The 26,844-nt window shown below is 72.0% G+C and carries 22 protein-coding genes and 2 pseudogenes; 12 read left to right on the top strand and 12 right to left on the bottom strand.

What is annotated here, in order from left to right:
* The first annotated feature begins 129 nt into the window (after positions 1-129).
* A complete protein-coding gene (locus J3P36_RS03775; RefSeq protein ID WP_307806939.1) occupies positions 130-621 on the top strand; it encodes a class F sortase in 492 nt (163 codons plus the stop codon).
* A 69-nt stretch (positions 622-690) separates the two neighbouring features.
* Here the strand turns inward: J3P36_RS03775 and J3P36_RS03770 are convergent, their stop codons facing one another.
* Positions 691-3,963: a PKD domain-containing protein gene (locus J3P36_RS03770; protein ID WP_210505903.1), complete on the bottom strand. Its 3,273-nt coding sequence runs from the start codon at positions 3,961-3,963 to the stop codon at positions 691-693.
* 195 nt (positions 3,964-4,158) lie between these two features.
* Between J3P36_RS03770 and J3P36_RS03765 the strand changes: the two genes are divergently transcribed.
* The 5 genes from J3P36_RS03765 (at position 4,159) to J3P36_RS03745 (ending at position 12,596) form a co-directional block, all read left to right on the top strand.
* Entirely contained in the window at positions 4,159-5,139 is a 981-nt protein-coding gene (locus tag J3P36_RS03765) for an endonuclease/exonuclease/phosphatase family protein (RefSeq protein ID WP_210505902.1), read from the top strand.
* Between the two features lie 76 nt (positions 5,140-5,215).
* Positions 5,216-7,402, top strand: a complete 2,187-nt coding sequence (locus J3P36_RS03760; RefSeq protein ID WP_210505901.1) for a CHAT domain-containing protein — start codon at positions 5,216-5,218, stop codon at positions 7,400-7,402.
* A gap of 9 nt (positions 7,403-7,411) precedes the next feature.
* On the top strand, positions 7,412-9,817 hold the full coding sequence (locus J3P36_RS03755) for a PQQ-binding-like beta-propeller repeat protein (protein WP_210505900.1): 2,406 nt from the start codon (positions 7,412-7,414) through the stop codon (positions 9,815-9,817).
* Positions 9,801-11,207, top strand: a complete 1,407-nt coding sequence (locus tag J3P36_RS03750; protein WP_210505899.1) for a glycosyltransferase family 2 protein — start codon at positions 9,801-9,803, stop codon at positions 11,205-11,207. Before J3P36_RS03755 ends, J3P36_RS03750 begins: the two co-directional genes overlap by 17 nt.
* Positions 11,208-11,249: 42 nt before the next feature.
* The gene (locus tag J3P36_RS03745; protein ID WP_210505898.1) at positions 11,250-12,596 is read left to right on the top strand and encodes a hypothetical protein; all 1,347 of its coding nucleotides are present in this window, start codon (positions 11,250-11,252) and stop codon (positions 12,594-12,596) included.
* A gap of 175 nt (positions 12,597-12,771) precedes the next feature.
* Here J3P36_RS03745 and J3P36_RS03740 read toward each other — a convergent pair whose 3' ends face one another.
* Together J3P36_RS03740 and J3P36_RS16725 are read right to left on the bottom strand one after the other, a co-directional pair.
* Positions 12,772-13,611 (bottom strand): SDR family oxidoreductase, encoded by an 840-nt coding sequence (locus J3P36_RS03740; RefSeq protein ID WP_210505897.1) that lies wholly within the window; start codon positions 13,609-13,611, stop codon positions 12,772-12,774.
* Positions 13,612-13,795: 184 nt separating this feature from the next.
* Entirely contained in the window at positions 13,796-14,614 is an 819-nt protein-coding gene (locus tag J3P36_RS16725) for an alpha/beta hydrolase (protein ID WP_210505896.1), read from the bottom strand.
* Positions 14,615-14,794: 180 nt separating this feature from the next.
* On the opposite strand from J3P36_RS16725, the gene J3P36_RS03730 reads away from it, so the two are divergent.
* Complete coding sequence (locus J3P36_RS03730) at positions 14,795-15,091, top strand: hypothetical protein (protein ID WP_210505895.1); 297 nt, start codon at positions 14,795-14,797, stop codon at positions 15,089-15,091.
* A gap of 147 nt (positions 15,092-15,238) precedes the next feature.
* On the opposite strand, the gene J3P36_RS03725 is transcribed toward J3P36_RS03730, so the two are convergent.
* Positions 15,239-17,482, bottom strand: a complete 2,244-nt coding sequence (locus J3P36_RS03725; protein ID WP_210505894.1) for a YfhO family protein — start codon at positions 17,480-17,482, stop codon at positions 15,239-15,241.
* Positions 17,483-17,769: 287 nt separating this feature from the next.
* Entirely contained in the window at positions 17,770-18,810 is a 1,041-nt protein-coding gene (locus tag J3P36_RS03720; protein ID WP_210505893.1) for a hypothetical protein, read from the bottom strand.
* A 354-nt stretch (positions 18,811-19,164) separates the two neighbouring features.
* On the opposite strand from J3P36_RS03720, the gene J3P36_RS03715 reads away from it, so the two are divergent.
* A complete protein-coding gene (locus J3P36_RS03715) occupies positions 19,165-19,860 on the top strand; it encodes a Pr6Pr family membrane protein (protein WP_210505892.1) in 696 nt (231 codons plus the stop codon).
* On the opposite strand, the gene J3P36_RS03710 is transcribed toward J3P36_RS03715, so the two are convergent.
* On the bottom strand, positions 19,847-20,530 hold the full coding sequence (locus J3P36_RS03710) for a TetR/AcrR family transcriptional regulator C-terminal domain-containing protein (RefSeq protein ID WP_307806938.1): 684 nt from the start codon (positions 20,528-20,530) through the stop codon (positions 19,847-19,849). The genes J3P36_RS03715 and J3P36_RS03710 overlap by 14 nt on opposite strands.
* Before the next feature lie 129 nt (positions 20,531-20,659).
* Between J3P36_RS03710 and J3P36_RS03705 the strand changes: the two genes are divergently transcribed.
* From J3P36_RS03705 to J3P36_RS03695, 3 genes are read left to right on the top strand one after another with little or no spacing between them, the layout of a single operon-like run.
* Positions 20,660-21,043 carry a DUF805 domain-containing protein gene (locus tag J3P36_RS03705; RefSeq protein ID WP_210505891.1) on the top strand — a complete coding sequence of 128 codons (384 nt, stop codon included), beginning with the start codon at positions 20,660-20,662 and terminating at the stop codon, positions 21,041-21,043.
* Between the two features lie 37 nt (positions 21,044-21,080).
* Positions 21,081-21,809, top strand: coding sequence for a DUF4386 domain-containing protein (locus J3P36_RS03700; RefSeq protein ID WP_210505890.1), 729 nt, complete (start codon positions 21,081-21,083; stop codon positions 21,807-21,809).
* 12 nt (positions 21,810-21,821) lie between these two features.
* Positions 21,822-22,838 (top strand): NAD(P)-dependent alcohol dehydrogenase, encoded by a 1,017-nt coding sequence (locus tag J3P36_RS03695; protein WP_210505889.1) that lies wholly within the window; start codon positions 21,822-21,824, stop codon positions 22,836-22,838.
* Positions 22,839-22,924: 86 nt separating this feature from the next.
* On the opposite strand, the gene J3P36_RS03690 is transcribed toward J3P36_RS03695, so the two are convergent.
* The 6 genes and pseudogenes from J3P36_RS03690 to J3P36_RS03670 form a co-directional block, all read right to left on the bottom strand.
* Positions 22,925-23,629, bottom strand: a complete 705-nt coding sequence (locus J3P36_RS03690; RefSeq protein ID WP_210505888.1) for a hypothetical protein — start codon at positions 23,627-23,629, stop codon at positions 22,925-22,927.
* Positions 23,630-23,763: 134 nt separating this feature from the next.
* Positions 23,764-24,306 carry an ATP-binding protein gene (locus tag J3P36_RS03685; RefSeq protein WP_210505887.1) on the bottom strand — a complete coding sequence of 181 codons (543 nt, stop codon included), beginning with the start codon at positions 24,304-24,306 and terminating at the stop codon, positions 23,764-23,766.
* The gene (locus J3P36_RS03680; protein ID WP_210505886.1) at positions 24,303-24,560 is read right to left on the bottom strand and encodes a hypothetical protein; all 258 of its coding nucleotides are present in this window, start codon (positions 24,558-24,560) and stop codon (positions 24,303-24,305) included. Before J3P36_RS03680 ends, J3P36_RS03685 begins: the two co-directional genes overlap by 4 nt.
* A 123-nt stretch (positions 24,561-24,683) precedes the next feature.
* Entirely contained in the window at positions 24,684-25,352 is a 669-nt protein-coding gene (locus J3P36_RS03675; protein ID WP_246854128.1) for a hypothetical protein, read from the bottom strand.
* A 240-nt stretch (positions 25,353-25,592) separates the two neighbouring features.
* Positions 25,593-25,700: pseudogene (locus J3P36_RS16890) on the bottom strand (DUF2510 domain-containing protein); the annotation flags it as partial.
* A 68-nt stretch (positions 25,701-25,768) separates the two neighbouring features.
* On the bottom strand, positions 25,769-26,455 hold the full coding sequence (locus J3P36_RS03670) for a DUF2510 domain-containing protein (protein WP_210505884.1): 687 nt from the start codon (positions 26,453-26,455) through the stop codon (positions 25,769-25,771).
* A gap of 124 nt (positions 26,456-26,579) precedes the next feature.
* Here J3P36_RS03670 and J3P36_RS16885 point away from each other — a divergent pair.
* Positions 26,580-26,651, top strand: a pseudogene (locus J3P36_RS16885) (zinc-ribbon domain-containing protein); the annotation flags it as partial.
* Positions 26,652-26,844: the final 193 nt, after the last annotated feature.

The following is a 26,844-nucleotide window of genomic DNA, read 5'->3' as shown; positions in this document are numbered from 1 at the left end:
GCCCTCCTCGTCCTCGGGACCGGCTGCTCGGCGGCCGGCTCGGACCCCGCCGCGCCTCGGCCGGCGGCGTCGATCCCCGCTGCTCCGCCCTCGGCCACTCCATCCGCGACTCCCGCGCCGGAACCCGAGGTGGTCCAGCCGCCCGAAGTGGCGCTCGCCTTGGAGCCGTCTGCGCCGGTGCACCTCAGCATCCCCGCGCTCGGCGTGGAGTCCGATCTGCTGCACACCGGGCTGCGCGAGGACGGCACCCTCGATGTTCCGCCCGGCGACGACGGGTCGCCCGCGAGCTGGTACGACGGCTCGTCCACCCCCGGTTCCGCCGGCCCGGCGATCCTCCTCGGCCACGTCAACTCGCTGACCGACGCGAGCGGTGTCTTCTACCGCCTTCGCGACCTGGTGCCGGGCGACCGCGTCTCGGTCACGCGTCAGGACGGACGGACGGCTGTGTTCGAGGTGTATCGCAACGAGAGTTTCGTGAAGGCCGAGTTCCCCACGCAGGACGTCTACTTCCCGGTCCCCGGCTCCGAGCTGCGGCTCATCACGTGCGACGGGTACGTCAAGGAGGCCCGGCGCTACGACGACAATCGGGTCGTCTTCGCGAAGCTCGTGGAGACGGTGTAGGGCGCCTCAGAAGGCGACGCGGGAGAACGGCACCACCGGATGCAGGGGGCGGTGCCGTTCTCCCCGACCTCAGGGCTGCGTGACGGCGAAGTCGTCGAACGCCACGGTCTGCGGCAGCGAGGTGAGGGTGCTGCCCACGTAGCTGCCGAGCCCGACGTGTCCGCCGGTCTGCAGCTCGGCGGTGGTGTCCGTCGTGCTCAGCTGCCAGGCCGCCGGCTCGGCCGTGCCCACCTTCCATACCTTCGCCTGGATGGTGGTGGGGTTGGTGCCCGTCACCTGAAGCCGCACGCGCAGCTGATCCCCGGCGGCGTACGTCAGCCCGCTCACGCTGGTCTGGACCAGGGTGGTCCCGGAGCGCTGCAGCTGCAGGCTGACGGCCCCGCTGGAGGCCACGACCGCTCGCGCCCGATAGTCGACGCCGGCGGAGATCCGCCGACCGATCACCGAGGCGAACACGCTGCCGCCGGCGTTCACGGGGCTGATCGCCACCGTGGACTGGACGTCGGCGTTCGTGCCCGTCACCCCTATCAGGTAGCTCTCCCGGGTCTGCCCGGCCGAGGTCGACGTGAGCCGGGCCACCGCCCCGTCGACCGAGTAGGCCGACGTGGTGCTGCTGCTCCGCGTCCAGGTCCCACCCGTCGGCGCATCGCCCCAGCCGCCGGTCACGGTCCGGGCGAAATCGTCACGGGCGGAGGTCCCGGTGGGCGGCGGAGACGAGGCCACCGTGACCTGCGCCGTCTCGGTGTCGGTTGCGCCCTTGTCGTCGGTCACGGTCAGAGTCACCGTGTAGGTTCCGGCCGCAGCGTACGTGTGGCTCGCCGTCGCGCCGGAGCCCGCCGCCGTGCCGTCGCCCCAGTTCCAGCTGTAGGACGCGATGGTGCCGTCCGAGTCGGTGGAGCCGGTCCCATCGACGCTCGCGGTGAGGCCGCTGACCGTGCTGGTGAACGACGCCGCGGGGGCGGCGTTCGTGGTGGGCGCCCCGCCGGCCAGCTTGTAGCGCTCCTGCACCTGAGCGGCGGTGAGAGGCGCCGCGTAGACGGCGACCTCGTCGACGGCTCCGGAGAAGTAGGACGGAGCGCCGGACACCTTCGGAACGTCGCCGCCGATCCGCCAGTAGCCGTAGCCGCTGCGCACCGAGGTGACCGAGCTGTTCGTGCCGGCGAGCACGCCGTCGACGTAGAAGGCCATGCCGCCGGAGCCGACGGACGCGACGACGTGATGCCACTTCCCGTCGTTGTACCCGGCGCTCGCCGTCTGCAGGGTCACGACCTCACGGCCGCTCGACACGGCGAAAGCGAGGCGGCCCGATCCGTCGATGTAGACGTTGCGGTCCGAGGACGGCGCGGGCGAGCCCGTCGAGTCGGGTCGGGGGCTGTTGCCGAGCGTGACGATGTTGCCTCCCGTCGTGCTCGTCGTGCTGAACCAGGCCTCGGAGGCGAACTGCGGTGCGGTCGGCATGACGCCCGTGCTGGCGACGCCGGCGACGGTCCCCGGGAAGCGAGCGGCGGTGTCCCTGTCGCCCGCCAGCGCGCCCGTCTGGCCGAGGGTCACGCCGCTCACGAAGGTCGCACGGCTCACACCGGCGGCGTCCGAGAACGCGGTGCCCGAGCTCTCGCCCAGCCGCCAGTACCCGGTGGGCGAGTTCCCCTGCACGCTCGACATGTACGCGCTGTTGACGGCCGACGGGATCGTCACCGTCACCGCGTTGCCGGTGACTGTGTTGCCGAGCGGGTCGCGGACCCGCACCCGGTAGTTGTGACTGCTGCCGGGCGCGAGGCCGCTGTCGAGAAAGGACATCGTCGGGCGGTCCGAGACGGGGGCGCGGGACGCCTGCGTCGTGGTGTAGATCGGCGTCGTGCTCGACCCGTCGCGAAGCAGCTCGTAGGTGAGGTGCTCGTTGTCGCGGTCCCAGTTCGCCGGCCAGCGCACGCTCACCGTGCCGGAGCGGACGGGCGTGACGGAGGGCAGATAGCTGGATCCGCTGAGGCGCGGCCCTTCCACGTTGGGAGCGATGCTCCTGCTCGCGAATCGCACGATGCCCTGCTGGCCGACGCTGTTCACCGTGGTGAACTCGCCCGCGTAGACGACGTAGCTGTCGGTGGCGGCCACGGACCACGGGCCCTGGTTCTGCCCCGTGTAGGTGCCCGAGTTGAAGGTCGGCCACCAGTTCAGGATGGCGGGGGTGGGGTTCCCCGCGAACTCACCGCTCAGCACCACGTTGGACGTCGCCGCCTTGCTCCAGGCCATGCCGCGGTTGTAGACCCTCGGGTTGACGGTCGCGGCGTCGCGGAAGCCTCCCACCACGGTCGAGCAGTCGTGCGGGTGCCCGGCGAGGTAGACAGCGGACGAGGTCATCGCCACGTCGTAGCTGTCACCCTTGCAGGTGTTGAGCCAGACGATGTCGCCGTTGCTCCACTCGGCGCGGAAGGAGCCTTCGAGCGTCTTGCCGCTGATGGGATACATGTAGGCCGTGCCGTACACGCCGGTGCTGTCGGACTTGAGGCTGTAGATCGCCGCGCTCGAGGTCGCGGTCCGGCCCGCCTGGCGGACCTCCTTGTTGATGTTCCAGGCCATCACCTGGCCGGTGGAGGAGTTGACGGCGCCGAAGCCGAAGCCCGGATCGGTGGACCCGTTGATGTTCGTGAAGTAGCCGCCGAGCACCAGCTTCCCGCCGTCGGGCGAGAGCGCCAGCGCGAGGATGCGGTCGTCCACCTGGACGCTGAGGGGGTTGACGGCTCCGCTCGTCGCGTTCAGCGAGGCGAGCCGGTTCCGCGACTGACCGGCGACGGAGGTGAAGTTGCCGCCGATGTAGACCGTCGAGTTCGTGGCCACCACGGCCTCGACCGCGCTGTTCACGGACGGCGCGAAGCCGCTGATCACCGCCCCCGTGGTCGGGTTGAGCGCGGCGACGCGGTTCCGCGTCGTTCCGTTCACCGTGGTGAACGCGCCCCCGATGTAGATGCGCGTCCCGTCCGGCGATGAGGTGACCGAGTTCACCACTCCGTTCGTGTTCGCGACGAAGCCGGTGATCAGCGCCCCGGTGGTGAGGTTGAAGGCCAGGAGGTTGGCGCGCGGGGTCTGGTTCGTACCGGCTGCGGAGCCTGCCGGCCGCGCGTTGGCGAAGCTGCCGCCGACGTAGACGGTGTTGCCCACGATGTGGGTGGACCAGACGACACCGTCGATCTGGACGGTACCGAGTGCGTCCGCCGACACCGTCGCGACGGCGCCGTTCTGCGGGGCGGTGTCGGCGCTCGCGGGCGCGGCGTGGAGAAGGGCCGCGACGACGAGCGCCGCTGTTGCGGCGGCCAACGAGCGCAGGCGGAGGGAGAGCGAAGTGGGCATCGGGTTGCCTTCGGGTCGGGTAGCACACGACGGCTGGGTGGGCACGTCGTAGCGAGAAGCATAGAGGCCCTCGGTCGATCGCCATATAGCTGGAGCATCAAGAGATCGCCTGGGGCTCGTCGGCAACGGGAGCGGTGCAGGCCCAAGGGCCCTCCGCCTCTACGCCGGAGCCGCGCGCCACGGTCTTCTGACGTCATGGCGTCGGTTCCCGCGGACGTCGCCGCCGAGGCGGAACGTGTCCGCAGCGCGGCGGCCGCGGTGGTGCCCGCGAAGGCGGACGGGAACCTCCTGATCGGCACCTGGAACATCCGGGCGTTCGGCGGGCTGACGCGCAAGTGGACGGCGGGCGAGCGGGACACCCCGAAGCGGGACTGGCGGGCGGTCGCGCTGATCGCCGCCGTCGTCTCGCGCTTCGATGTCGCCGCGATCCAGGAGGTGCGGCGCGACACGACGGCGCTGCACTTCCTGCTCGAGCTGCTCGGACCGCGCTGGGCTTTCATCACCTCGGACGTGACGGAGGGCGACAAGGGCAACGACGAGCGGCTCACCTTCGTCTTCGACACCGACCGGGTGGAGCCGTCCGGGCTCGTCGGCGAGGTGGTGCTGCCTGCGGTCGTGAACCACCCCGCCCAGCAGTTCGCCCGCACCCCCTACGCGGCCAGCTTCGTGCGCGCCGGCGTCGAGTTCATCCTCACGACCGTGCACGTCCTCTGGGGCGACCGAGCGAGCGACCGCCTCGCGGAGCTCGCCGCCTTCGCCGACTGGATGCGGGGCTGGGCGAACCGGGTCGACGACTGGAACGGCAACCTGCTCGCCCTCGGCGACTTCAACATCGACCGGCTCGACGACCCGCTCTTCGCCGCGTTCGTCTCGACCGGACTGTGGCCGCCGGCCGAGCTGAACGCCGTTCCCCGCACCGTGTTCGACGACGACCGGGAGCACCACTTCTACGACCAGATCGCCTGGTTCACGGACGTCGAGCGGGCTCCGGCGCGCGACCTGCTGCACGGTCTCGGGTACCACGGCCACGCGGGCGGGTTCGACTTCGCGCCGCATGTCTACCCGGAGCTCGACGTCACCGCCAAGTCCTGGCGCATCTCGGACCACTACCCGCTCTGGGTCGAGTTCGACCTCGACCGCCCGTCGCCCCTCGGCACCGCAGCACCCGCCGGCTGAGGCGGGGGACCCTGGACAACGCCCCCGCGGAGGGCCATCCTTTCCCCGGACGTGGCGTCCGACGGACGGGGGTGCCATGGATGTGGCAGCGCTGACCTCCCTCGCGCTCGTGCTGGCCCGGGCGTTCGACCGTCCCCGGAGCTTCCTCGTCGAGCTCGGATTCCCGCCGTCCGTGCTGAGCGTCTACGACCGGGTGACCGCCGACCCGGACTGGGCCGCGGCGCCGGGAGCGGCGGAGCGGGCGTACGCGGTGCTCCGAGTGCTCGAGACGGATTCGTCCCTGCGGGCGGCGCTGGAGGAAGACGACCGAGCGGGGCGAGTCGGGTTGGGTGCGAGCGACGACGAGGAGTTCGAGCGCGAACTGGCTCGGCTCGGCGACCTGCTCGAGGAGGGCGCCCCGGCGGGCGCCGAGCCCCCGGTGGCAGAGCCCGGCGGCGGGTGGCCGGAGGCACCGCCGACGCCGGATCCGGGGCCCGTCCGAGGCTGGCCCGACAGCGGCTGGCCCGATGAGCCCGAGTCGGCCCCGCCGTCCCGGGGCGACGAGCCGACCCGCGGCTGGCCGGGCGAGGACGACGGGGCCGGCGATGGTCTCCTGGGAGGGGAGGATGCGCCGGGCGGTGCGGACGACGGGCCGCTCGTCCCGCCGCCGGCCCCGCCGCCGACCGCGCCCGACGCCGATCCACCCGAGCCACCCCCGCCCCAGACCGTTGCGACATGGCTCAACGCGGAGCTCGACGACACCGACACCTCCCAGCCGCTGCAGGTGGGCGAGGAGTACACGCTCGCCCTGTCCTTCGGCGCCCGGCGGACCGGCGCCCTCGGCTCGGCCGCGGCCATGCTGACGTTCGCGCCGGAGGCCGACCACCTCGACCTCACGATCCGGCTGCTCAGCGCGGAGTTCGAGACGCCGCCGCTGCCGCAGCCCATCCGCGTCCGCCGCGACGGCACCTCCGTGGGCAGGGCCCTCTTCGCCATCACGCCGAAGCAGGCGGGACCAGCGGTCCTCACCGCGATGGTCGACGTGCAGGGCAACTTCGTGCAGCAGCTGGTGCTCCGCTTCGACGTGGCGGGCGCGCCCGCCGCCGACGTCGGCGTGACGAACCTCGGGCGGCCGGCCGCCGCGGCCGCCGTGCTCGAGCCCCGCCAGGCATCGCTCCGGTTCACGCCGGCGGCGGGCGGCTATCGGCTGTTCGCCCCCGGGGTCACCGCCGACGAGGTGTTCGTGCAGATCACTCCGGACGAGCTCGCCGCCGCGATCGAGCAGGTGCGCTCCGCGCTCCTCACGATCGTGAAGAACGAGACCTTCGCGCTCGGCATGGACATCCCTGCCGACCTCGGCGACGCCGCCCTGCGGAAGCTCGCATTCGCCGGATACCGCCTCTACCAGCGCATCTTCGAGGGCCCGTTCGCGCCGCCGCAGCTGCGCGACGTCGGCGCCTGGCTGCGCGGCACCCTCTCCGCCGACGTCGCGACCCTGCAGGTCGTCTCGAGCGGGTTCCCTGTGCCGTGGGCTCTCGTCTACCTCGCCGACCGCTGGGACGAGTCGGCGCTCGACTGGGGCGACTTCATCGGGATGCGGCACGTCGTCGAGCAGATCCCGATGCGCGAGATCCGGGCCGTGCCGCCGCCCGTGACCATGGACTCCACCCCGGCGCTCGCCGTGCGGGTGCTCTACAACGACGGCATCGACGCGCAGATGCCGTCCCGTCCCGTCGCGGCGCAGCGCGCCTACTGGGGCGCGAGGGGCGGCCTCCAGCTGACGGAGGGCACGACCGCGCGCGATCTGCTCGGCACCGCCCTCGCCCCGGGCAGCGGCGACAAGGTGCTCTACCTCTACTGCCACGCGGTCGCCTCGAACACGAACCCGGACGACTCGCACCTCGTGCTGAGCGGTGACGAGCGGGTGACCCTCGGCATCCTGTCCGCCAGCGCCCCGACGCGGGACCTGCTGGCGAGCCACCCGCTCGTGTTCGTCAACGCCTGCGAGTCCGGCGACCTGTCGCCCAACTTCTACGACGGCTTCGTTCCGTATTTCCTCGGCAAGGGCGCGCGCGGGGTGATCGGCACCGAGTGCAAGACCCCCGGCTTCTTCGCGAGCGAGTGGGCGAAGGCGTTCTTCGACCGGTTCTTCGCGGGGGAGCGGCTGGGCGACGCGGTGCTCGCGGTGCGCCGGCAGTTCCTCGCCGAGCACGGCAACCCGCTCGGGCTCCTCTACGGCGTGTACTGCGACCCGGACACCCGGGTGCATCCGGCGCTTCCCTAGGCGGTGGCGATGCGGGAACCGACCTACCAGAACTTCGATCTGCTGATGGAGGCGGACGGCGCCGGCGGGTACCGGGCGCGGGTGCTCGGCTCGCCGGTGGGGGAGACGCGGTCCTTCCCGGTCCAGGTGCCCTTCAGCGACCTCGAGATCGAGAACTTCCTGCTCAAGGTCGGCAGGCCCCGGCGGGGCGGCACCCGCGGCGACAGCTCGCCCGAGGCGGAGACCGTGCGGACCTTCGGCTCGCGCCTCTTCGAGGCGGTCTTCCCGGACGAGCTGCGCGACGTCCTCCAGCGCAGCATCGACGCGATCGAGCACCAGGACAACGTCGGCCTGCGGCTCCGGCTACGGCTCTCCGGCAGCGCGCACCTCGCCGACCTGCCCTGGGAGTACCTCTACGACACCGACGAGCGCCGGTACCTCGCCCTGTCCAAGTGGACGCCCCTGGTCCGGTACCTCGAGCTCCCGGACCGCCCGCGTCCGCTCGCCGTGAAGCCGCCGCTGCGCGTGCTCGTCATGGCCGCGAGCCCCACCGACTTCCCCCACCTCGACGTGGACGCCGAGTGGGCGAAGACCCGTGACGCGCTCGCCGACCTGCAGGAGGCGGGGAGGGTGCAGGTGGACCGGGTGCCGGGTGGCTCGCTCGCGGACCTGCGCGGCGAGCTGCGCCGTGCCGACTACCACGTGTTCCACTTCATCGGGCACGGGCGGTACGACCCGAAGGGGGAGGACGGGCAGCTCGCCTTCGAGGGTCCCGACGGCCGCGCTCAGCCCTTCAACGGCAGCGACCTGGGCGCCCTCCTGTACGACCACCGGAGCCTGCGGCTCGCCCTCCTCAACTCGTGCGAGGGCGCCCGCGGCGGCCTCGAGGATCCGTACTCGGGCACCGCGCAGAGCCTCGTCTACCACGGCATCCCCGCCGTGGTGGCGATGCAGTTCGAGATCACGGACCGGGCCGCCGTCACCTTCTCGCACAGCCTCTACGAGGCCATCGCGGACGGCTATCCGCTCGACGCGGCGGTCGCCGAGGCACGGAACGCGGTGCGCGACGAGGCGAACCCGATCGAGTGGGCCACGCCCGTGCTCTACCTCCGGTCGACGGACGGCCGCATCTTCGACGTCGACACCGCGGCGGCCGCGCCGGGCACCGCGGCGGCCGGGGTCGGTGCGGCGACGGCGGGGGCGGCGCCGACCCCGGCCGTCGGCACCTCGGCTCCGGCGGGCTCGTCCTCGGCTCCGCCCGACGAGGACGATGGCACGGAGCGCGCGACGGCCGCGTCCGGCGGGCAGCGGCCGGCGGCGGCGCGCTTCAGCCGGCGGACGCTGCTGCGGGCAGCGGTCGGCGCCGCCGGCCTCGCCGTCGTGGGCGGGGGAGCGTGGGCGGCGGCGTCGATCCTCGGCCGTCCGCCGCCGCCGCGCTGGGTGTTCGCCACGGACGGCCCCGTCTACTCCACGCCGAGGGTGTTCGACCGCACCCTCTACGTCGGCAGCCGGGACCAGCACCTCTACGCGCTCGACGCCCGCACCGGGAGGGAGCAGTGGCGGTACGAGACGGCCGGCCCGGTCACGTCGTCGCCGGCGGTCGCGGCCGGGCTCGTCTACGTCGGCAGCAACGACAACCGGCTGCACGCGGTCGACGCCGAGTCCGGTCAGCTCAGTTGGACCTTCGTCACCGGGGCGCCCATCCACTCGTCCCCGACGGTGGTCGACGGGACCGTGTTCGTGGGCAGCCGCGACAATCACGTCTACGCCCTCGACGCGGTGTCCGGGCACCTGCGGTGGTCGTTCGCCGGCCTCCCGCACACCGATCTCGTCACGGGCTTCAACTCGTCGCCGGCCGTGGTGGACGGAGCCCTCTACATCGGCTCGCGGGACCACAGCGTCTACTGCATCGACGTGGCCCAGGGGTTCGCGCGCTGGCGGACCAGCACGGACAGCACGGTGGACTCCTCGCCCACCGTCGCCGACGGCCTCGTCCTGATCGGCAGCGACGACCACAGCCTCTGGGCCCTCGGCACCGGGGACGGCGTCGCGGTCTGGAAGTTCGGCACGGGCGGCGGAGTAATCTCGCGCCCGCACGTGGACGGCGACTCCGTCTACGTGGGCAGCGCCGACGGCCGCCTCTACAGCGTGGACCGGAGCACCGGGCGGCAGCGCTGGAGGCTCGACACGGGCGGTGCCATCCGCTCGTCGCCCACCACGTTCGAGGGCCTCGTCTACGTCGGAAGCGGCGACTTCCGCCTGCACGCCGCCGACGCCGGCTCGGGCGCTCCGCGGTGGTCGTATCCGACCCACGGCCCCGTCGACGACTCCTCGCCGGTGGTCGCCGGCGACACCGTCTACTTCGGCAGCCTCGACCACCGGGTGTACGCCCTCGACGCGAAGCGGGGAGCGCAGGCCGATGACGACTCCGCATGACGCTCGACCGCGGCGGACGCCGCCCGGGCTCGCCTGCTTCCTGGTCACGTTCGCGGCCTACACCTGGCTCGCCGCGCTGCTGTGGCAGCAGGCGGACGGCCACTCCGGCCCCCTGAACTGGTACGCGTCCCTCATCTGGTCGTTGCCGGTGCTCGTCTCCGTGCTCGGCCTCCGCGGCATCCTGCGGGCGACGGGGCAGCAGCGGCCGGATGCGCCGAGCTCGCCGCAGGCGCCCGTGCCGGAACTGCTCATCGTCGTCGTGCCCACCGTCGCCCGGCAGGACACCCTGGTCGCGCTGCAGCGGGTCGTCCGGAGCCTGCTGCGCCATCTCCCGCCCTCCTTCGGTCATCTGCGGGTCGACGTGGTGGTGGAGGAGGGCTGCGAGTGCCGGCGCGAGCTGGACCGGCTCGCGGCGTCCGGTCCGGTCCGCATCGTCACGGTCCCCTCGGGGTACCGCACTGCGGCCGGCTCGCGATTCAAGGCGCGTGCCAACCACTACGCGCACGAGCTCCGCGTTCTCGAGGGCGAGGCGCGCGACGACGTCTGGATCCTGCACATGGACGACGACACCGGCGTCGGAGCCGACACGGTGGCCGCGCTCGCCGGGTTCATCCGCGAACAGGGAGCCGCCGGGTGCGCGGCGCGCCATCTCGCGCAGGGTGTGCTCAGCTTCCCCCGCGAGCTCTCCGCGAACCGCCTGCTCTGGCTGGCCGACGCGGTGCGGCCGGGCTGCGACCTCAGCCTGTTCTCGGCGACGACCGGCAGCGGCACACCGCGCATCGGGCTGCACGGCGAGCTCCTCCTCGTGCGCGCGTCGGTCGAGTCGGAGATCGGCTGGGACTTCGGGCCGTCGGCGATCGTCGAGGACGCGCAGTTCGCGCTCGAGTTCACCGCGCGGTACCCGGGACGGACGGGCTGGTTCCCCGCCCGCAGCTACGGTGTCTCGCCCGCGACCGTGGGAGACTTCCTCCGCCAGCGCGAGCGCTGGTCCTGGGGGCTGCTCACTCTCGTGAGCAATCCGGCGGTCCCGTTCCGGCGGCGGACCCTGCTGCTCGCGCTCGTCGGCGTGTGGGTCACCGCGCCCCTGCAGAGTCCCGTGTTCGTCGGCGCCCTCGCCCTCCTGCTGGGAGCCGGCTCGGGGCCGGTGTCGCCGATCCTCATCCCGGTCTGGTCGCTCAACATCGCCTACTGCGTCTGGCTCTACTGGCAGGGGCTGAAGGTCAACTCGGATGCGTCGCGAGAGGGAGAGCGGGCGTGGTGGGAGCCCGTGGTGCTGGTCCTGATGCTCCCGCTCTTCTCACTGTGGGAGGCGACCGGGGCCGCCCGCGGCCTCGCTCGGTTCCTCCGCCGCGAGGAGCGCACCTTCTCGGTCATCGCGAAGTCGGCGTGAGCACGCGAATCGACAGCACGGCACGCACAAGGAGGAGTATCCATGGCACTGCGACGCATCCCGGGGCGGAACGAGTCGTACCACCTGATCGCATTCGACAAGCACGGGCACGAGCTGCCGGACCCGGACGGCGGCACGGCCAGCGCGAGCGCCCTCGCGGCGCTCGCGGAGCCGGGTGTCCCCGTCACCGACGTGTTCGTGCTGAGCCACGGGTGGCAGTCCGACCACGGCGACGCGATCGCGCAGTACGACGCGTGGCTGGGCGCCGCGAATCCCGACCGAGCCGGCGACGGCATCCGCCCACTGGTGATCGGGCTGCACTGGCCGAGCAAGGCCTGGAGCGACGGAGACCTCGCCGCCGCGCCGAGCGGCCTCCTCGGGGATCCGGGCCCGGGCGGCGCCGGGACCGTCACGGTCGACGAGGCGGTCGACGCGTTCGCCGCCACCCTGGCGGACACCCCGGAGGCGCGGGCGGCCCTCGCGGTGATCCTCGACCACGCGGCATCCGTCGACCCCGAGCAGGACGCGGGCGCAGGCGACACGCTTCCGCCCGAGGTGGTCGAGGCCTACCGGATGCTCGCGGCCCAGGCGGAGGTGTCGGCCGGCGACGACCCGCTGCTCGGTGACGGCTGGGATCCTGAGCTCGCGTTCGCGGAGGCGGCGGAGCACGGCGGCGAAGGCGACGACGGACTCCTCGGCGACGGGTTCTGGGGCAAGCTCCGGGAGGCGGTGCTCACACCCCTGCGGCAGCTCACGTTCTGGAGCATGAAGGATCGGGCGCGGAAGTTCGGCGAGGGTGCCGGGCGGAGGCTCCTGCAGGAGGTGCAGGAGGCGGCCCCCGGCGCGCGGGTGCACCTCGTGGGCCACAGCTTCGGCACCATCGTCGTGGCCGGGACCGTGCGCGGTCCGGGCGCGACTCCGCGGCCGCCGGTGCGGCCGGTGCAGTCGCTGTTCCTCGTGCAGGGCGCGCTCTCCCTGTGGGCGTTCTCGGCGGACGTGCCGCGGTCGGTGGGCGGCGGGCGCGGGTACTTCGCGGACCTCGCCGACCCCCGCTACGTGTCCGGGCCGATCGTCGCGACCCGCTCGCGCTGGGACTACGCGGTCGGCAGGTTCTACCCGCTCGCGGTCCGGGGTGCGCGGCAGTACCTGCTCGGCGAGCTGCCGAAGTACGGCGGGGTGGGAGCGTTCGGCATCCAGGGCGCCGGCGCGAAGGAGCTGGACCCACTCGCCGAGGGGGCCCTCCCGAAGCGCGGGCTGGCGCACGGGTTCTACAACGTGGATGCCAGCAAGGTGATCGCGACGCTCGCGGGCCCCGCGGGCGCGCACAGCGACATCGCCCACCCCGAGCTCACGTGGCTCGCGTGGGAGGCGGCCGGAGTGCGGGGGTAGGGCGGCGCTTGCGAGATGGGGGCATGCCGCGTCGAGTGCGCCCCGAGCCGCCGAGTGCGCCCCGTAGCACCGAGTGCACCCCGTGCCCAGGGTGCACTCGGCGCGTGGAGGTGCACTCGATGTTGTCGCGACCCGCGGCTCGGGAGCCAGCGGACATTGAGGCGGGCGACGGGCGTCACCACTCCCCGAACATCCGGCGTCCCCACGACACCACGACGCGGGGATACCACTCCGGGAGCAGCCGGACGAGCCGGTCGATCGCCCTCGCCTGCGCGATGAGCACACGGCCCTTCCGGCGCTCCACTCCGCGGAGGATCGTGCGGGCGGCGTCGTCGGCGGACGTCCGGAAGAGCCTGCGCTCGTAGACCTGCACTCGCTGGAGGTGCTCGGCGGAGATCGGCTCACGCTGCGGACCGTACGCGGACCGCGCGATGCCGGTGCGGACACCGCCGGGGTGCACGACCGTGACCGCGACCGGAAGCCGGGCGGCCAGCATCTCCGTGCGCAGGGCCTCGGTGAAGCCGCGGACTGCGAACTTCGATGTGATGTACGGCCCGAGCCGGGGCTGAGCCATGAAGCCGTTGAGGCTCGAGACGTTGACGACGTGGCCGTCGCCGGAGGCGATCAGGTGGGGCAGGAACTCCTTGGTGCCGTTGATGACGCCCCACAGGTTGACCGCGAGCACCTGCTCGAACGCCTCGTACCCCGTCTCGGCGATCGTCGGGCCGCCGCCCGCGATCCCCGCGTTGTTGTAGACCTGGTGGACCACCCCGAAGCGCTCCACGACCTGGTCGGCGAAGGCCGAGACAGAGGCGCGGTCGGCGACGTCGGCGACGCCGACGACGGGGTCGGCGCCGAGTTCCCGCAGCAGCGCCTCCGTCTCCCGCAGACCGTCCTCGAACCAGTCGGCGATCGCCACTCGCGCGCCGCGCTCGGCAAGAGCCAGGGCGAGGGCGCGGCCGATCCCGGAACCCGCTCCGGTGACGACGACCACCTTCCCCGCGAACCCGCCCATGGGCGCACCTCCCCGCTCGGCGACTCGGGGAGCCTATCGAGGGGGCGGCCCGGACGGTCCAGTGCGTCCGGGGAATGACACCCGCAACCCGGTGGCGAACGGATCTCCTTCGCACCTGTGCGTCTGGTGCGGCCGGTGTGGCGCCGTGCCGGGCGGACGCCGATCGACGGCGGGCAAGTGCCGATCAGCCTGCGGAACCGTCCCGATCCAGCCAGTCCACCGCCGCTTCCGCGAGCTCCGGGGGAACCCAATGGCCTCCGGGGAACTCCCGGTAGTCGACGTCGAGCCCCTCATCCCGCAAGGAGGACACGATCCTGCGGCTGGTCCGGTCGATCGGCAGGACCTCGTCAGCGGTGCCGTGGGTGAGGAAGACGCTGGGGGAGCCGTCGCGACCTCCCGGCGGGATGAAGCCCGGCGAGAAGGCGGCGATCCTGCGGAGCAGGCCGCCGTTCGCGAGCCCGAGACCCAGCGCGTAGGACGCGCCGTCCGAGAAGCCGGCGACGGCGATCCGCTCCTCGTCGACCCCGACGACATCGAAGGTCCGCTTCAGCGCCTCGTCGAGCAGCTGGACGTCGGTGCCGTAGCGGCCCCGGCCGACGGCATCCCACGTCGACTCGCGGGAGGCCGCCGCGAGCAGCAGGATGCCGCGCTCGTCCGCCTGGGCGCGGAGCAGGCCCAGCCCCGCCTCCGAGTCGCCGCCGGCGCCGTGCAGGGTGATCACGAGCGGTGCCGCCCGGCCGGCCTCGAGCAGGGGCGGGATGTGCAGGAGCGCGTCGCGATCGGCGGTCACCTGCAGCGGGTGGGTACCGGCACCGGGGAAGGGCTGAGTGGGCTCGCTGGGGCGGGACAGCAGGCTCTCCGGCCGCTCCGGTTTCCCCGTCCGGCGGCCGAGCGGCGCGGGGGCGCAGCCGGCGACGACGGCCGAGAGCCCGAGGGCGGCGGCTGCGAGGAACGCCCGCCGAGACGGCCTCGGCGGCCCGCCGTGCCCCCCTGCGCCGACCACGCCGTCAGCCTAGGCGCGGCCCGCTCTGACAGCGGTGCGCCGACGAGTTGGGGCGGATGCGGCGAGCCGCACCCTCCCCGCCCCGCCGCGGTGAACCGCATTCCACGACCCGCCGCGGTCTCCACCGGTGATGTCGGTGGTCGGGTCCACACTGCTGTCGATCAGGCGACGAGGTCAGCGATGAACGACGGAAACCAGATGATGACGCCGGTCCTTCAGGACTGGTGGGAGCGCTACGTCTGTCCCTCCTGCATGTCGAAGGAGCGCACCGGCGCCGGGCTCTGCGCCAACGAGTGGCACGCCGTTCCGGCCGTGCTGTACGAGTGCGCCGCGTCGGCGTTCTCGCCGCTCAGCATCCCGGTGGCCGACCTGCAGCAGGCAGGGCTCCTCGGCGCCCGGCATGTCGCGATGTACGGGTTCACCTGGACGCGGTCGAGGCCGCGACCGCAGCGGCCGCCCGTGCTCGGCTTCGTCTGAGTGCTCGTACCGCCGCGCAGCAGGAGTATCCACCGCTCGGCAGGTGGAACAGGGACTGCCATGCCTGCTGGGACTCCACCGCTGCCTGCTGAACACGACCCGCGCCTTTCGGTCCGCAGTCGAGCGCTTCCCAACGGCGAGGGCGGATCAGCTCAGGCGGTGCCGACGGCGCTGCCACCACCAGATGCCCGCCTGCACGAGCGCGATCGCGGCGCCGCCGGCGGCGGCGAGGAGACCGGTGCGCAGCCCGGGCGGCGAGTAGGACAGCGTCAGGGTGTGCTCGCCGGCGGGCACGTCGACGGACACCAGACCGGCCGGGCCGTCCTTCACGAACGCCTGCTCACCGTCGACGGTGGCGGTGTAGCCGGGCCAGGCGAGTCGTGCGAAGAGCAGGCGACCCTCGTCGGCCGCGCTGTAGCGGACCGTCTCCAGCGCCGGAGCCGACGTGTCGGCGAGGACCGCCACCGAGTCGGAGGCCCAGGACACCCGGCCCTCGCCGAGGAGGGGCTCGTCGCGCACCCACACCACACGGCGGTCGTCCTCATCAGCGACGTGCCAGCCGGCACGGGGCGACTCCACGTCGATGCCGGTGTCCTCGAACAGCGACCGCTGCAGCACCAGGGTGGAGACGCGCAGGGTGTCGGCGAGCGGCGCGGTGACGCCGCCGCCGGTGCGCTGCCACAGCCGCTCGAAGGCCCCCGAGCAGGTCGCCCCGCGGTAGTCCATGCAGAGCTCGCCGGAGAACTCCTTGAACCCGATGCCCGTGTAGCTGCTGAGTGACTCGTACCCCGCGGCCCGCGGCACATTGCCGAAGAGGATCTCGCCGCTCTGGTACTGCTCGGTCGTCACACCCTTCCCGTTCGCGAGTTGCAGGACCGTCCCCTCGAAGGAGGCAGTGCCCTCGGCGAGGGCGGACACGCGGAAGGGCGGGCGCACCGGGTTCGGGTTCGCGGAGTAGGGGAATGTGGACGCCTGCAGGGTGAGCACGATCGCGGTTCCGGCGACGAGCACGGCGCCTGTCGCTGCCGTGCTGCGTCGGGCGGCGAGAACGGCAGCGGCTACGAGCGCCGCGACGATCAGGAGCACGACCAGGTGCAGCCAGCCCACCTCGATGGGGCGGGTCGCCCAGGACAGGTAGGCGCCTCCCGCGACGATCGCCCCGCTGATCAGGGCCCTCCGGCGCCACGCGGTGCGGGCGAGGCCGGCGGAGAGGGCGACGGCGAGGAGGACGGCCACCGCGAGGTAGAGGTAGTCGATCATCCGCATCGGCCAGCGGAACAGCCACAGCGACGAGGGCGCGAGCGTGGCGAGCAGGAAGACTCCGGCCACGATGAGGGGGCTCAGCAGCAGGCGACCCCGGCGGCGCACGCGGTCCCAGCGCAGCCACGGCAGCAGCGGCAGTGCGAACCACGCGAGGTAGGCGGACGGCTTGTTCTCGATCGCACCGGCCCACTGCGTCATCGACGGCAGGTAGGTGGGGGAGCTGGCGCCGGCGAGGTCGCCCAGGTCGGGCACGAGGAACGTGTCGTTGGAGACCCCGGCCAGCGAGGCGCGCCAGGTGACGTCTCCGGCGCCGAGCAGCGGCAGGTAGACGGGCAGTGCCGCGGCGGCCACGACGAGCCCCACCACGACGAGGTGGAGGAGTCGCCCGTAGCGGCGGTGGGCGAGCAGCTCCACGCCGAGCGCGGCGAGTACGACGACGACGCCGAGCGCGCCGAAGGGGCTGCCCGTCGTCATGGCGAGGGCGCCGAACACGAAGGGCAGGATCGGGGTGAGGCGCCGGCGGGTGTGCCGGTGCGACGCCCACCAGAACCACGCCACCCAGGTGAAGGCCATGAGGTGGTAGATCCAGCCGGCTGCGTCGTACCAGAGGGTGAAGCCGGAGAACGGGATGGCGACCGCCAGGGCGACGGCGGCCCAGCGGCGCGCTCCGTAGCTGCGGGTGAGCAGGTAGACGCCCATCGCGAGCAGGCCGAGGAACTCCACCATCACGACGAACGAGGCGACCGACAGGTTGTCGAAGAAGGAGACGAGCACCATGTTGGCGAGGGCGACCGGGTTGAGCAGCCCGATCAGGGCCTCGCCGGCGTAGTTGCCGCCCATCCAGCTCGCGGGGTCCATGAGCACCCACTCGCCGGCACGAAGGCGGTCGCCGAGCGCATGCCACAGGGGAGTGACCTGCTCGTTGGCGTCGCCGTTGTAGTAGAAGAAGCTGCCGCGCCACTGCGGGATGCAGCCGAGCAGCCACACGAGCAGACCGACGCCCAGCGTCACCAGCCACTCGGGCGCCTGCCGACGCCGCCGCGAGGGGGCCGCCTTCGCAGGCACCGTCGCGACACCGGGCAAGGTGACCGGCGGGGAGACCCGCTCGTCCTGGATCCGAGCGGTCACCGACCGTTCCTTCCAGCGCCTGCGAGAGACTGGGCGGCGCGACCCGGGCAGGCGGGCGGGGCGGTCGGTGAGAGCTCCGTCATGTGTATCGACGTTACCCGGGCCGGGAGCATCGCCCGGTTCCGGGCGGTGGCGGGAGAGGCGAAGGTCCCGCAGGCCGCGGTGGCCGTCTCTTGAGGAAGCATGGGGAGTCTCCGGTCTGCGACGCGGAGCGGGGAACGGCCGAGCAGCCGCCCCCGCTGCGCATCGCGAAGGATGTCGGACACCGGTCGTCTCCGGCGCCCGCGTCAGCCGAAGAGCGCCTGCGTGCCCTGGCTGGACTTCACCATGCCCGCCCAGGAGTGCCCGATGTTCGGGACCTCCACCTTGCGGTGCCCGGACGGCGTCGAGCCCCAGACGCTCTTCTCGTAGGAGAAGAAGTTGCGTCCGCGCTCGAGGCGGTTCTTGCCCTGCCAGTCGGCGGCGCAGCTGGTGTCCAGGTTGTCGACACGCGAGGTGTCGGACGTGCCGAGCAGGTAGGTCACCGGGTGGGACGCATAGCGCGCCTTCAGAGCGTCGGCCGGCACGCGGTCCATGTAGGCGTTTCGGGCGTTGAGCCCGTGCTTGTAGTCGTTGTAGTCCCGGCAGGCGGACTTCTCCGAGCTGGTCAGCTCGCGCAGCCTCGACCCCGACCACCGGGCGGAGGACAGGAAGAGGTAGGACGACGGGTTCGCGACCACGTATTCGTCGACTCCGGCGGCGTCCGACCCGGCCGCGAACCGCTGGACGAACTGCCCGCCCGCGGAGTGACCGGCGACGACGAGGCGATCGAGGTTCGGGAACCGGCCGTCCTGTACCCGCGCGATGAGCCGGTCCAGCACGTCGAACGAGGAGAGGCGGCTGGAGTCGAGCGACGGGTCGCCGATCTTCCACCCGCCGTCGGTCCAGTACATCCGCCCGCTGTGGCCGTCGGCTTCGGAGAGGAAGTGGGGGGCGATCACCGCGGTGGTTCCGACCTTGCCCGCGGACACGGCCGCCTTGAGCGTGCTGTCGGCGTAGCCTGCCGCGTCCCGCCCGTCGCCGTGAACGACGAGGACGACCGTGCGCACGTTCGGGTTCCCGGCTGCGTTGTTGCCGATGGACTGGTTGCCGACGTACTGGAGATCGGCTGTGGCGTCGGAGCCCAGGTCGGTCAGCCGGACCGTCGAGGTGCTGCCGAGTGGTGCGGCGGACGCGGACTGGACCGGCGTGAGGACGGCGAACCCAGCGACGGCCGCGACGGCCGCGGCGATGGCCGCGAGCCGCGTGTTCCGGGCGCCGACCGCACCCGGAGTGGAGCGAGTGAACAACGAATTGCCTTTCATGGAGGTGGTGCATCACGACAGCCCCCGTCGGCGCGCCGGAAATCCGGGCGCGACGAGTGGCCCGACGACTCCGCGGCTTCGGGACGGGGCGGACGTCGGGCGCACGCGACGGGCTGGTCGGGCCGCAAGGCCGTCGCGGGATGAGCGCAGCCTAGGCACGGCGGCGCGCTGTCTCAGGAAGGCGCCGGTGGCGCCGGCGCGCGACCGCAGGGCGGCCGGCGCGGAACAAGTTTAGGCAGACGAAGGAGTCGGGTCCGGCAGCGCGCCGCCGACGCGCCGACGCGGCTCCACTGCTGCCGTTCCAGGCCGGACCGCGCGAAGGGACGCGACAATGTCCTGATGGGGCTGCCTCAACCGTCGACCGCCGCGCTGACCCGGAGCGAGGAGCGACTGCCGGTGCTCCACCACGACCAGCCGGCGGTACGCACGCTCCGCATCTTCCTCGGGCTGCTCGGCTTCTCGACGGTGATCATCAACATGTTCGTCGTAGCCGCCCTGCCCGAAGGGCTGCACCTCGGCAACTACCTCAGCTTCTTCACGAACGAGGCGAACCTGTACGCCGGGGCGGTGCTCGCCATCTCCGGACTGCTCCCGCGGGAGCGGCTGCCGCGCTGGTGGGACGGGCTCCGGGGCGCGGCGGCGGTCTACCTCGTGGTCACCTTCGTCGTGTTCGCGGTGCTCCTCGAGGGCTTGCCCACCGCGGGAACGATCACCCCGTGGGTCAACACCGTCGTGCACCGGCTCATGCCGGTCGTGCTCCTGATCGACTGGCTGCTGATCCCCGCCGCCCGCCCCGCCCGCTGGTGGCGGTTCCTCGCGTGGATGGCGTATCCCGTCGCCTACCTCGCCTACTCGCTGGTCCGCGGCGCGATCGTCGACTGGTACCCGTACCCCTTCCTCGACCCGCGCGGGCCGGCGGGATACGCGGGGCTCGTCGCGAGCGCCGGAGCGGTGGTGGTCGGGTTCTTCCTCGCCGCGATCCTCTTCGACCTGCTGGGCCGCCTGCGGCGGCGCATCGCGGTCAGTCGGCGCTGATCCACTCCGGCCGGAGCTTCTCGATGCCGTCGAGGATGAGGTCGAGACCGATCTCGAACTCCGCGCTCCCGTCGTAGCCGGCCTTCGCGAGCTCGACGACCACCTCGACGAGGTAGGGGTAGAGCGCGGCGGCGGCCTCCTGCGCCTCGAGCTGCGCCTGGGCCACCTCCCCGGACTGCTCCGGCGTCTCGAACGGCATCGTCTTCTCCTGCAGGGCGAAGCCGTAGATGTACGCGTCGAGGGTGGAGGTCGAGTGCACCGTGGTGCGGAACGAGAAGCCCGCCGAGCGGAGGCAGCCCATCATCGCGTTGTGCTGGCGTAGGTTCGCCGGTCCCGGGCTCATCCGCGACTCCATCAGCCCGATCGCCCAGCGGTGCCGCGAGAGCGCGTCCCGCAGCGAGACCGACCGCCGACGCATCCCGGCGCGCCAGCCGTCGTCGCTGGTCGGAAGCTCGACCTCGCTCCACACGATGTCGACCATGCCGTCGAGGAGCTGCTCCTTGTTCGCGACGTGCTTGTAGAGCGCCATCGGGACCACTCCGAGCTCCTGCGCGAGGGTCCGCATGGTGAGCCCGTCGATCCCGGCGCGGTCGGCGAGCGCGACGGCGGTGTGCAGCACGGCGTCGCGGTTCAGCCGCGCTCGCCGAGGCGCCTCCTGTGCACTCGTCACGCGGTCCCTCCTCCTTCTGTTGTCGACGGGATGCCGAGAGCCTCTTGACAGGTGTACGTCGTACACCTATCGTCTTCGGCATCAGGTGTACAACGTACACCGAAGGCTCCCCACTTCGAAAGGCGCATCATGAACCTCTGGCAGTCGATCCGCACGGGATTCCGCAAGTACGCCGACTTCACCGTCCGTGCGAGCCGGTCCGAGTTCTGGTGGTGGGTGCTCTTCACCACGCTCGTCAACGCCGTGCTCAACGCCGTTCCGCTCTGGATCTCCTCCGCTGCGGGCTACGTTCCCGCCGGCCCGAGCCTCAGCGGCCTCTGGACGATGGCCGTCCTGGTCCCGACGCTCGCCGTCGCCGTCCGCCGCCTGCGCGACGCAGGCTTCGGCTGGGGCCACGCCCTCTGGCTGTTCCTCCCGATCGCCGGCGTCGTCGTTCTCGCGGTGCTCTGCTCCCAGCCCTCCCGCACCGCACCTGCCTCTCCTGTCCCGACCGCGCCCGTCGCGGTCGGCTGACCCTTCCGCTTCCCCCTCGGCCCGTACGGAGCTCCCCATGGACAGGACCCGCAAGACCGCCCTTCTGACAGGCCTGCTCTTCGCCGTCACCATCGCCGCCGCGATCCCCGGCGCGCTCCTCTACACCCCGATCCTCACCGACCCCGGATACATCACCGGCCCCGGCGCGGACGGCCAGATCGCGCTCGGCGCCCTCTTCGAGATCCTCGTCTGCATCGCCAACATCGGCACCGCGGTGGTGCTGTTCCCCCTCGTCCGCCGGCAGAACGAGGCGGTCGCGCTCGGCTACGTGGCGTCGCGCATCGCCGAATCCGTGCTCATCGCGGTCGGCATCCTGAGCGTCCTCTCCGTCGTCACCCTGCGTCAGCAGTACGCGGGCGGCTCCGAGGCGGACGCCGGCGCCTTCCTCGTCGCGGGCGAAGCCCTGGTGGCGCTGCACGGGTGGACGTTCCTGCTCGGGCCTGGGCTGCTCGCCGGCTTCGGCAACGGGCTGCTGCTCGGCTACCTCCTCTACCGCTCCGGACTCGTACCGCGGCCCATGGCGCTCGTGGGGCTGATCGGCGGGCCCGTCGTGTTCGTGTCCGGGATCGCGGTGCTGTTCGGCGCGTACGAGCAGACATCCGTGTGGTCGGGGCTGCTGACCCTTCCCGAGATCGTCTGGGAGTCCTTCCTCGCGATCTACCTCACCTTCCACGGGTTCCGGCCGTCGCCGATCACGGCGTCGTCCCACTCCGGTGACGGCCGTCCCGTCCCGCAGAGCGCCTGAGAGGATCGACCGATGCGCGCGATCGTCCAGAGCCGCTACGGAGGGCCCGAGGCTCTCGCCCTTACCGAGCTCGACCGCCCGACTCCCGCCGTGGACGAGGTGCTGGTGCGGGTGCGTGCGGCCGCAGTCAACGCCGCCGACTGGCATGTGATGCGCGGCGACCCCTACATCGCCCGCCTGATGGCGCCCCAGGTCTTCGGTCGGCGCGGGCCCAAGCGGCCGGTGCGCGGTCGCGACTTCGCCGGAACGGTGGAGGCGGTCGGGCCCGGAGCGACCGACCTCCCGGTCGGCGCCGAGGTGTACGGCGACCTGGGGCTCGCCGACGGCGCGTTCGCGGAGTACGCGGTCGTGCCGGTGAGCCGAGTGGCGCGGAAGCCCGAGAACCTCACCTTCGAGCAGGCCGCCGCCGTGCCGCTCTCCGGCAGCACGGCGCTGCTCGGCCTCCGCGACCTCGCCAAGGTCAGGCCCGGGCAGTCGGTCCTCATCAACGGCGCCTCCGGCGGGGTCGGCACCTTCGCCGTGCAGATCGCGAAGGCGCTCGGCGCGGAGGTGACCGGCGTGTGCAGTCCGCGCAACGCCGACCAGCTGCGCTCGCTCGGCGCGGACCACGTCGTCGACTACACGCGCGAGGACTTCACCCGCACCGAAGCCCGGTACGACGTCCTCTTCGACTTGGTCGGCAACCGGCGGCTGCGCGACCTGCGCCGGGTCGTGAAGCCCGGCGGCACCAGCCTGCTGTCCGGCGGCGGCAGCTCGACGGGCGGCAGCGTCTTCGGCCCGATCGGGCGGCTGATCGCCGCGCAGGCCACCGGGCGCTTCGTGCCCCAGCGTCTGGTGCCGATGACGGGGGAGCCGGCGATCGCCGAGCACCTCGCCGAACTCCGCGAGCTCATCGAGGCGGGACGGGTGCGCCCCGCCGTCGACCGGACCTACCCGCTCGAGCAGGCGCCCGAGGCCATCAGGTATCTGGAGACGGAGCACGCCCGCGCGAAGGTCGTCATCACCATCGCGGAGGCTCCGGCGGCGTAGCGACGCCGGGGCTCCTTCCGGCTGGGATGCTCCTCGGGCGCCGCGGCCGGCGGGACGGTTCCACACCCGCCGACCGCGGCCGGGGTTCAGCTCGTGCTCTCGCTGCCGTCCGAGCTCGAGGTGCCGTCATCCGCAGCGTCCTCGTCCGCCGAGTCCTCGTCCGCCGAGCCCGGACCGTGGCCGCGGGCGCCGGGGCCGCCCGTCTCGGTGCCGGTGATGGCGAACGACTCGTCCAGCTTCACGGTCGCGCGGGTGCCGTCGGCCTGAGTGATGTGCGCCTCGTAGGCGGCCCCGTCCGAGTCGGTCTCCATCCGCTCGATCGTCGCGTCCGGGTACTCCTCGAGCACCGCTGCCTCGACCTGGTCGGCGACGTCCCCGGTCAGCTCCTCCTCGTCGCCGCGCGGGCCGCCACGACCGCCGCCTCCCGGCCCGCCCGTCTCGGTGCCGGTGATCGCGAACGACTCGTCGAGCTTCACCGTCGCGCGGGTGCCGTCGGCCTGGGTGATGTGCGCCTCGTACGCCGCGCCCTCCGCGTCCGTCTCCATCCGGTCGATCGTCGCGTCCGGGTACTCGGCCAGCACGGCCGCCTCGACCTGGTCGGCGGTGTCGCCGGTCAGCTCCTCCTCGGTGATGCCGTTCGCCTCGTGCGGCCCGCGTTCGGGCCGCGTCTCGGTCGAGGTCGACGACTCCGTCTCCGCCACCGCCGGAAGGGCCGCGGCCGTGAGCCCTCCGGCGGTGAGCGTCGCCGCGAGGGTCGCGCCGGCGACGGCCAGCGTTCTGCGCTTGGTCATGTTCCTTCTCCTCATCCCGCCCCTCCGGATTGAGGGGCTGCACCCCACCGTCGAGTGCCCGCATATCGGGAGGCACAGGCCGGCCTGCGGAGGGGCTGGGAGAACGCCATCGTTCCGTTGAGGGACGCGAAGCACTAGGACTGGGGCGGCACGTCGAGCTCCGGTGCCTCGAGCACCTCGTCGAAGCCCTCCTCGCGGAGCAGCCCGGGGCTCAGCAGGCTGCGCCGGTGTGCGTGCCGGGCGACGATGTCGTCGGGCACTCGCCGATCCTCCGTGCGCGGAGCGTTGCGCTCGAGCAGCACGTGCAGGGGGAGTGCGGGCAGGAGCACCGCGATGGCCGGCAGCCCGGCCTGGTGCGCCGCGTCGACGTGGCGCACCCGCTCGCGCCGGCGGAGGCCGGTCGCGTCGTAGAGGTAGCCGCGGCCGGCGGCGAGGAGCCGGTCCGCGTCGGCTTCGCAGCGCCGGATGGCGGCGAGCGAGTAGTCCTGCAGCGGCCGCGGCTCCCGGCCCGCCGCCACGTCCCGGTCGCGCAGCCGAGCGCGCTCGTCGTCGGGGCTCAGGACGGCGTCGGGCCCCGCCTTCGCCGCCAGCAGCCGGCGGCGAAGGGTCGTCTTCCCCGACGCCGGCGCACCGACGAGCACGACGACCGCCCGGCGGGGCAGGTCGTCGAGAGTCACGCGGCGCGGCGCAGGGTGACGATCTCCTCGGCGGTCGGCTCCTGCGTCGCGGGATGCTCGACGAGCGCGATCACCCGGTTCGCCATGAACCGCGCGGTGCGCACGGGGGTTCCGCCCCGGGTCACCTCGGTCACCTCGACGAGGCCGCGCCCCTGAGTGATGTCCAACCGGCGGCCCGCCCGGGTCGCCTCGATCTCGTACGTCCTGGTGTCGCCGCCGGCATCGACGACGACCTCGACACGGTCGCCCTTCATGTGTCCTCCTCGTGGGTGTCCATGAATACAACACCGCAGGTCAGAGCCGTGTTCCGGGTCCGAAGGGAAACCTCGACGGAGGCGACCGCCATTCGCACCAGCGCAAGGGCCTACCTGAGTCGATCAGACTGCGGCGAAGAAGTGCGGATCGCCCCATACGTACTCGACGCCCCAGACACCCTGATCCGCGCCGTCGGCGGGAATCTCGATGATCACCGATCCGTCTGCCTCGCCGGGGGAGAACAGCTCGGACACGTCACTGAGCTGTCCGTCCATCACCACGAACGACCCGTTGTACTCGCGTCCTTCGTCGGAGACGTAGGTGAAGACGAGCTCGGACGGGCTTCCGCTGTCGGGCCCGACGTACTTCACGTGGACGTTGAGCTGCGCATAGACGTTGCCGGGGGCGGGATCGGGGTTGAAGGTGTTGGCCGCCTTCACCTGAGCGGTCACATCGAGGAGCGCAGACGTCGGAGTGATCTCCCAATCGACGCCGTCACCCCCCTCGACGGAGATGGTGGTGCCCAATGCGCTCGGGTTCTCACGGCTTCCTGCAGTGGCCTCATCGACCTGCTCGGCCGGCGGCGCCGTGTCATCTGCGGGAGCGCCTGCTGCCTGATCCTCCGGCTCGACGACGGACGGCGCGCGGTCCTCGACCGCTTGGTCAACCGAGGCGACGAAGGCGGCGGTGTAGAACAGCCCCATTGCGATGGACAGGACCAGCGCGATTCCCGAGACGACCGTGCCCGCAACTGCGATGCCCTTGCGTCGGCCTCGAAGGAACAGGGCCACGACTCCGAGGACGAGACCTACGAACGCGATGAAGCCTCCGAGTCCGCCTATGAGAGGGATGAACGAAAGCCCGAGTCCCACGGCGCCCACGACCAGCGCCGCGATCCCGAGGCCGTTAGGCACTCCAGCCGAAAGCGCGCGGGGTGACGGGGCGACGGGAGTCTCCGCAGGCGTCGCTGTGACCCCCGGTACGGCGCTTGGTGCTTCAGAGGCGGAAGGTGCGGGCAGTCGCGGAATCGGTGCCACATGCTCCGTCCAGGCGGAGCCGTCCCAGTAACGCTGCTGCTGATGCGCTTGGGGGTCCTGGTACCAACCGGCCGGGATCGGTTGTTCAGTGGGATTTGACATGGCGTCCTTCGGTTGCACGGCGTAGGGAAGCAGAGGGCGATGACAATGCAGAAAGGGAGATTCCGCCCCTATGGGGAGCCGAAACCGTAGGTGTACGAGCCTGTGGACCAGTTCATAGTCGCGTTGTACGAGAAGCCGCTCATGGTGCCGTCACCGTTGTCCTCGTTGGCCACGAAACAGTCGAATACCGTCGTTTGCTCTGTGAGGTCATCGGTCGATCCGCCACCGACGGGAGAGCAGGTGACATCGATGATGGCCCCGTCGATCATGCCCTCGGCGACGTGTTCCTCGGCCATCTTCTTGACGCTCGCCTCGATTCCCGGAACAGCGTCGCGGCGACTTGCTCGCTCCGCCTCGTCCTTTCGCTCCTGGTCGTCGCGGGCCCGCGCTTCAGCTTCGGCCTTCTGTTGTGCTTCCGCCGCCGCCGCGGCAGCCGCCGCCACTTCTCGCGCCTCCTCCGCTGCTGCTGCGTCGCTGGTCGTCTTCCACACCATGCCCCCCGTGGCCAGGAGAAGGGCAATCAGTGCGGTGCCGGCGATGACCACCCACCTCCGTCTCGATATTCGCACTGCAGGAGCGGCAGAAACGTCGGTTTTCAGTGATGACGACTCCTGCGAGTCGGAAGCGGTGTCAGGTATCGGAGCGATGTGATCGGTCCATGAATAGCCGTCCCAGTAGCGCTGCTGAGCCGGTTCAGCAGGGTCCTGGTACCAGCCGGATGGGACGGAAGAGGAAGGCGTGGGGGTGGACGCCATTGGGGAACTCCTAGATATGCGGGTGCGAAGAAAGTAGCAGTGATAACGGCGGGAAGTAAAAGCGTCCGTCTGCCTGTAGTGTTTGCGATTACCCGACTGTCACGCCGCCACCCGGAAATGCTTCATGCCGTCTCGCTATTGCCATAACTGCGGTTCCCCGCTCCTCGAGGGAGCGAACTTCTGCGCCGCGTGTGGCGCTGCCGTTGTGATCGACGCAGCTTCACAAAGGCCCTTCGCACTGGAAGTCGAGAGCAGGGAGGATCGAGCACTGCCGGTGCCTCCTCCGCCGCCCGCTGCTCCTCCTCGCTTTCCGGGCGCAGGGTCGGGGGACCATCCGGTGCTCGAGGGAGATGTCGTCGGTCCCACGACAGCGTCGGCCATCCCCGCGC

It is taken from the genome of Naasia sp. SYSU D00057, assembly GCF_017916505.1.
GTDB lineage: Bacteria > Actinomycetota > Actinomycetes > Actinomycetales > Microbacteriaceae > Naasia.
Note: the sequence above shows the minus strand (reverse complement) of the source record. Positions and strands in the feature narration are given on the sequence as shown.

Coding starts and splice junctions, on each gene's coding strand:
- J3P36_RS03715 (WP_210505892.1), top strand. CDS start 19,165: ATGGGGCTGCCTCAACCGTCGACCGCCGCGCTGACCCGGAGCGAGGAG.
- J3P36_RS03750 (WP_210505899.1), top strand. CDS start 9,801: ATGACGACTCCGCATGACGCTCGACCGCGGCGGACGCCGCCCGGGCTC.
- J3P36_RS03700 (WP_210505890.1), top strand. CDS start 21,081: ATGGACAGGACCCGCAAGACCGCCCTTCTGACAGGCCTGCTCTTCGCC.
- J3P36_RS03680 (WP_210505886.1), bottom strand. CDS start 24,560: ATGAAGGGCGACCGTGTCGAGGTCGTCGTCGATGCCGGCGGCGACACC.
- J3P36_RS03740 (WP_210505897.1), bottom strand. CDS start 13,611: ATGGGCGGGTTCGCGGGGAAGGTGGTCGTCGTCACCGGAGCGGGTTCC.
- J3P36_RS03760 (WP_210505901.1), top strand. CDS start 5,216: ATGGATGTGGCAGCGCTGACCTCCCTCGCGCTCGTGCTGGCCCGGGCG.
- J3P36_RS03755 (WP_210505900.1), top strand. CDS start 7,412: ATGCGGGAACCGACCTACCAGAACTTCGATCTGCTGATGGAGGCGGAC.
- J3P36_RS03765 (WP_210505902.1), top strand. CDS start 4,159: ATGGCGTCGGTTCCCGCGGACGTCGCCGCCGAGGCGGAACGTGTCCGC.
- J3P36_RS03770 (WP_210505903.1), bottom strand. CDS start 3,963: ATGCCCACTTCGCTCTCCCTCCGCCTGCGCTCGTTGGCCGCCGCAACA.
- J3P36_RS03695 (WP_210505889.1), top strand. CDS start 21,822: ATGCGCGCGATCGTCCAGAGCCGCTACGGAGGGCCCGAGGCTCTCGCC.
- J3P36_RS03745 (WP_210505898.1), top strand. CDS start 11,250: ATGGCACTGCGACGCATCCCGGGGCGGAACGAGTCGTACCACCTGATC.
- J3P36_RS03705 (WP_210505891.1), top strand. CDS start 20,660: ATGAACCTCTGGCAGTCGATCCGCACGGGATTCCGCAAGTACGCCGAC.
- J3P36_RS03690 (WP_210505888.1), bottom strand. CDS start 23,629: ATGACCAAGCGCAGAACGCTGGCCGTCGCCGGCGCGACCCTCGCGGCG.
- J3P36_RS03670 (WP_210505884.1), bottom strand. CDS start 26,455: ATGGCGTCCACCCCCACGCCTTCCTCTTCCGTCCCATCCGGCTGGTAC.
- J3P36_RS03730 (WP_210505895.1), top strand. CDS start 14,795: ATGAACGACGGAAACCAGATGATGACGCCGGTCCTTCAGGACTGGTGG.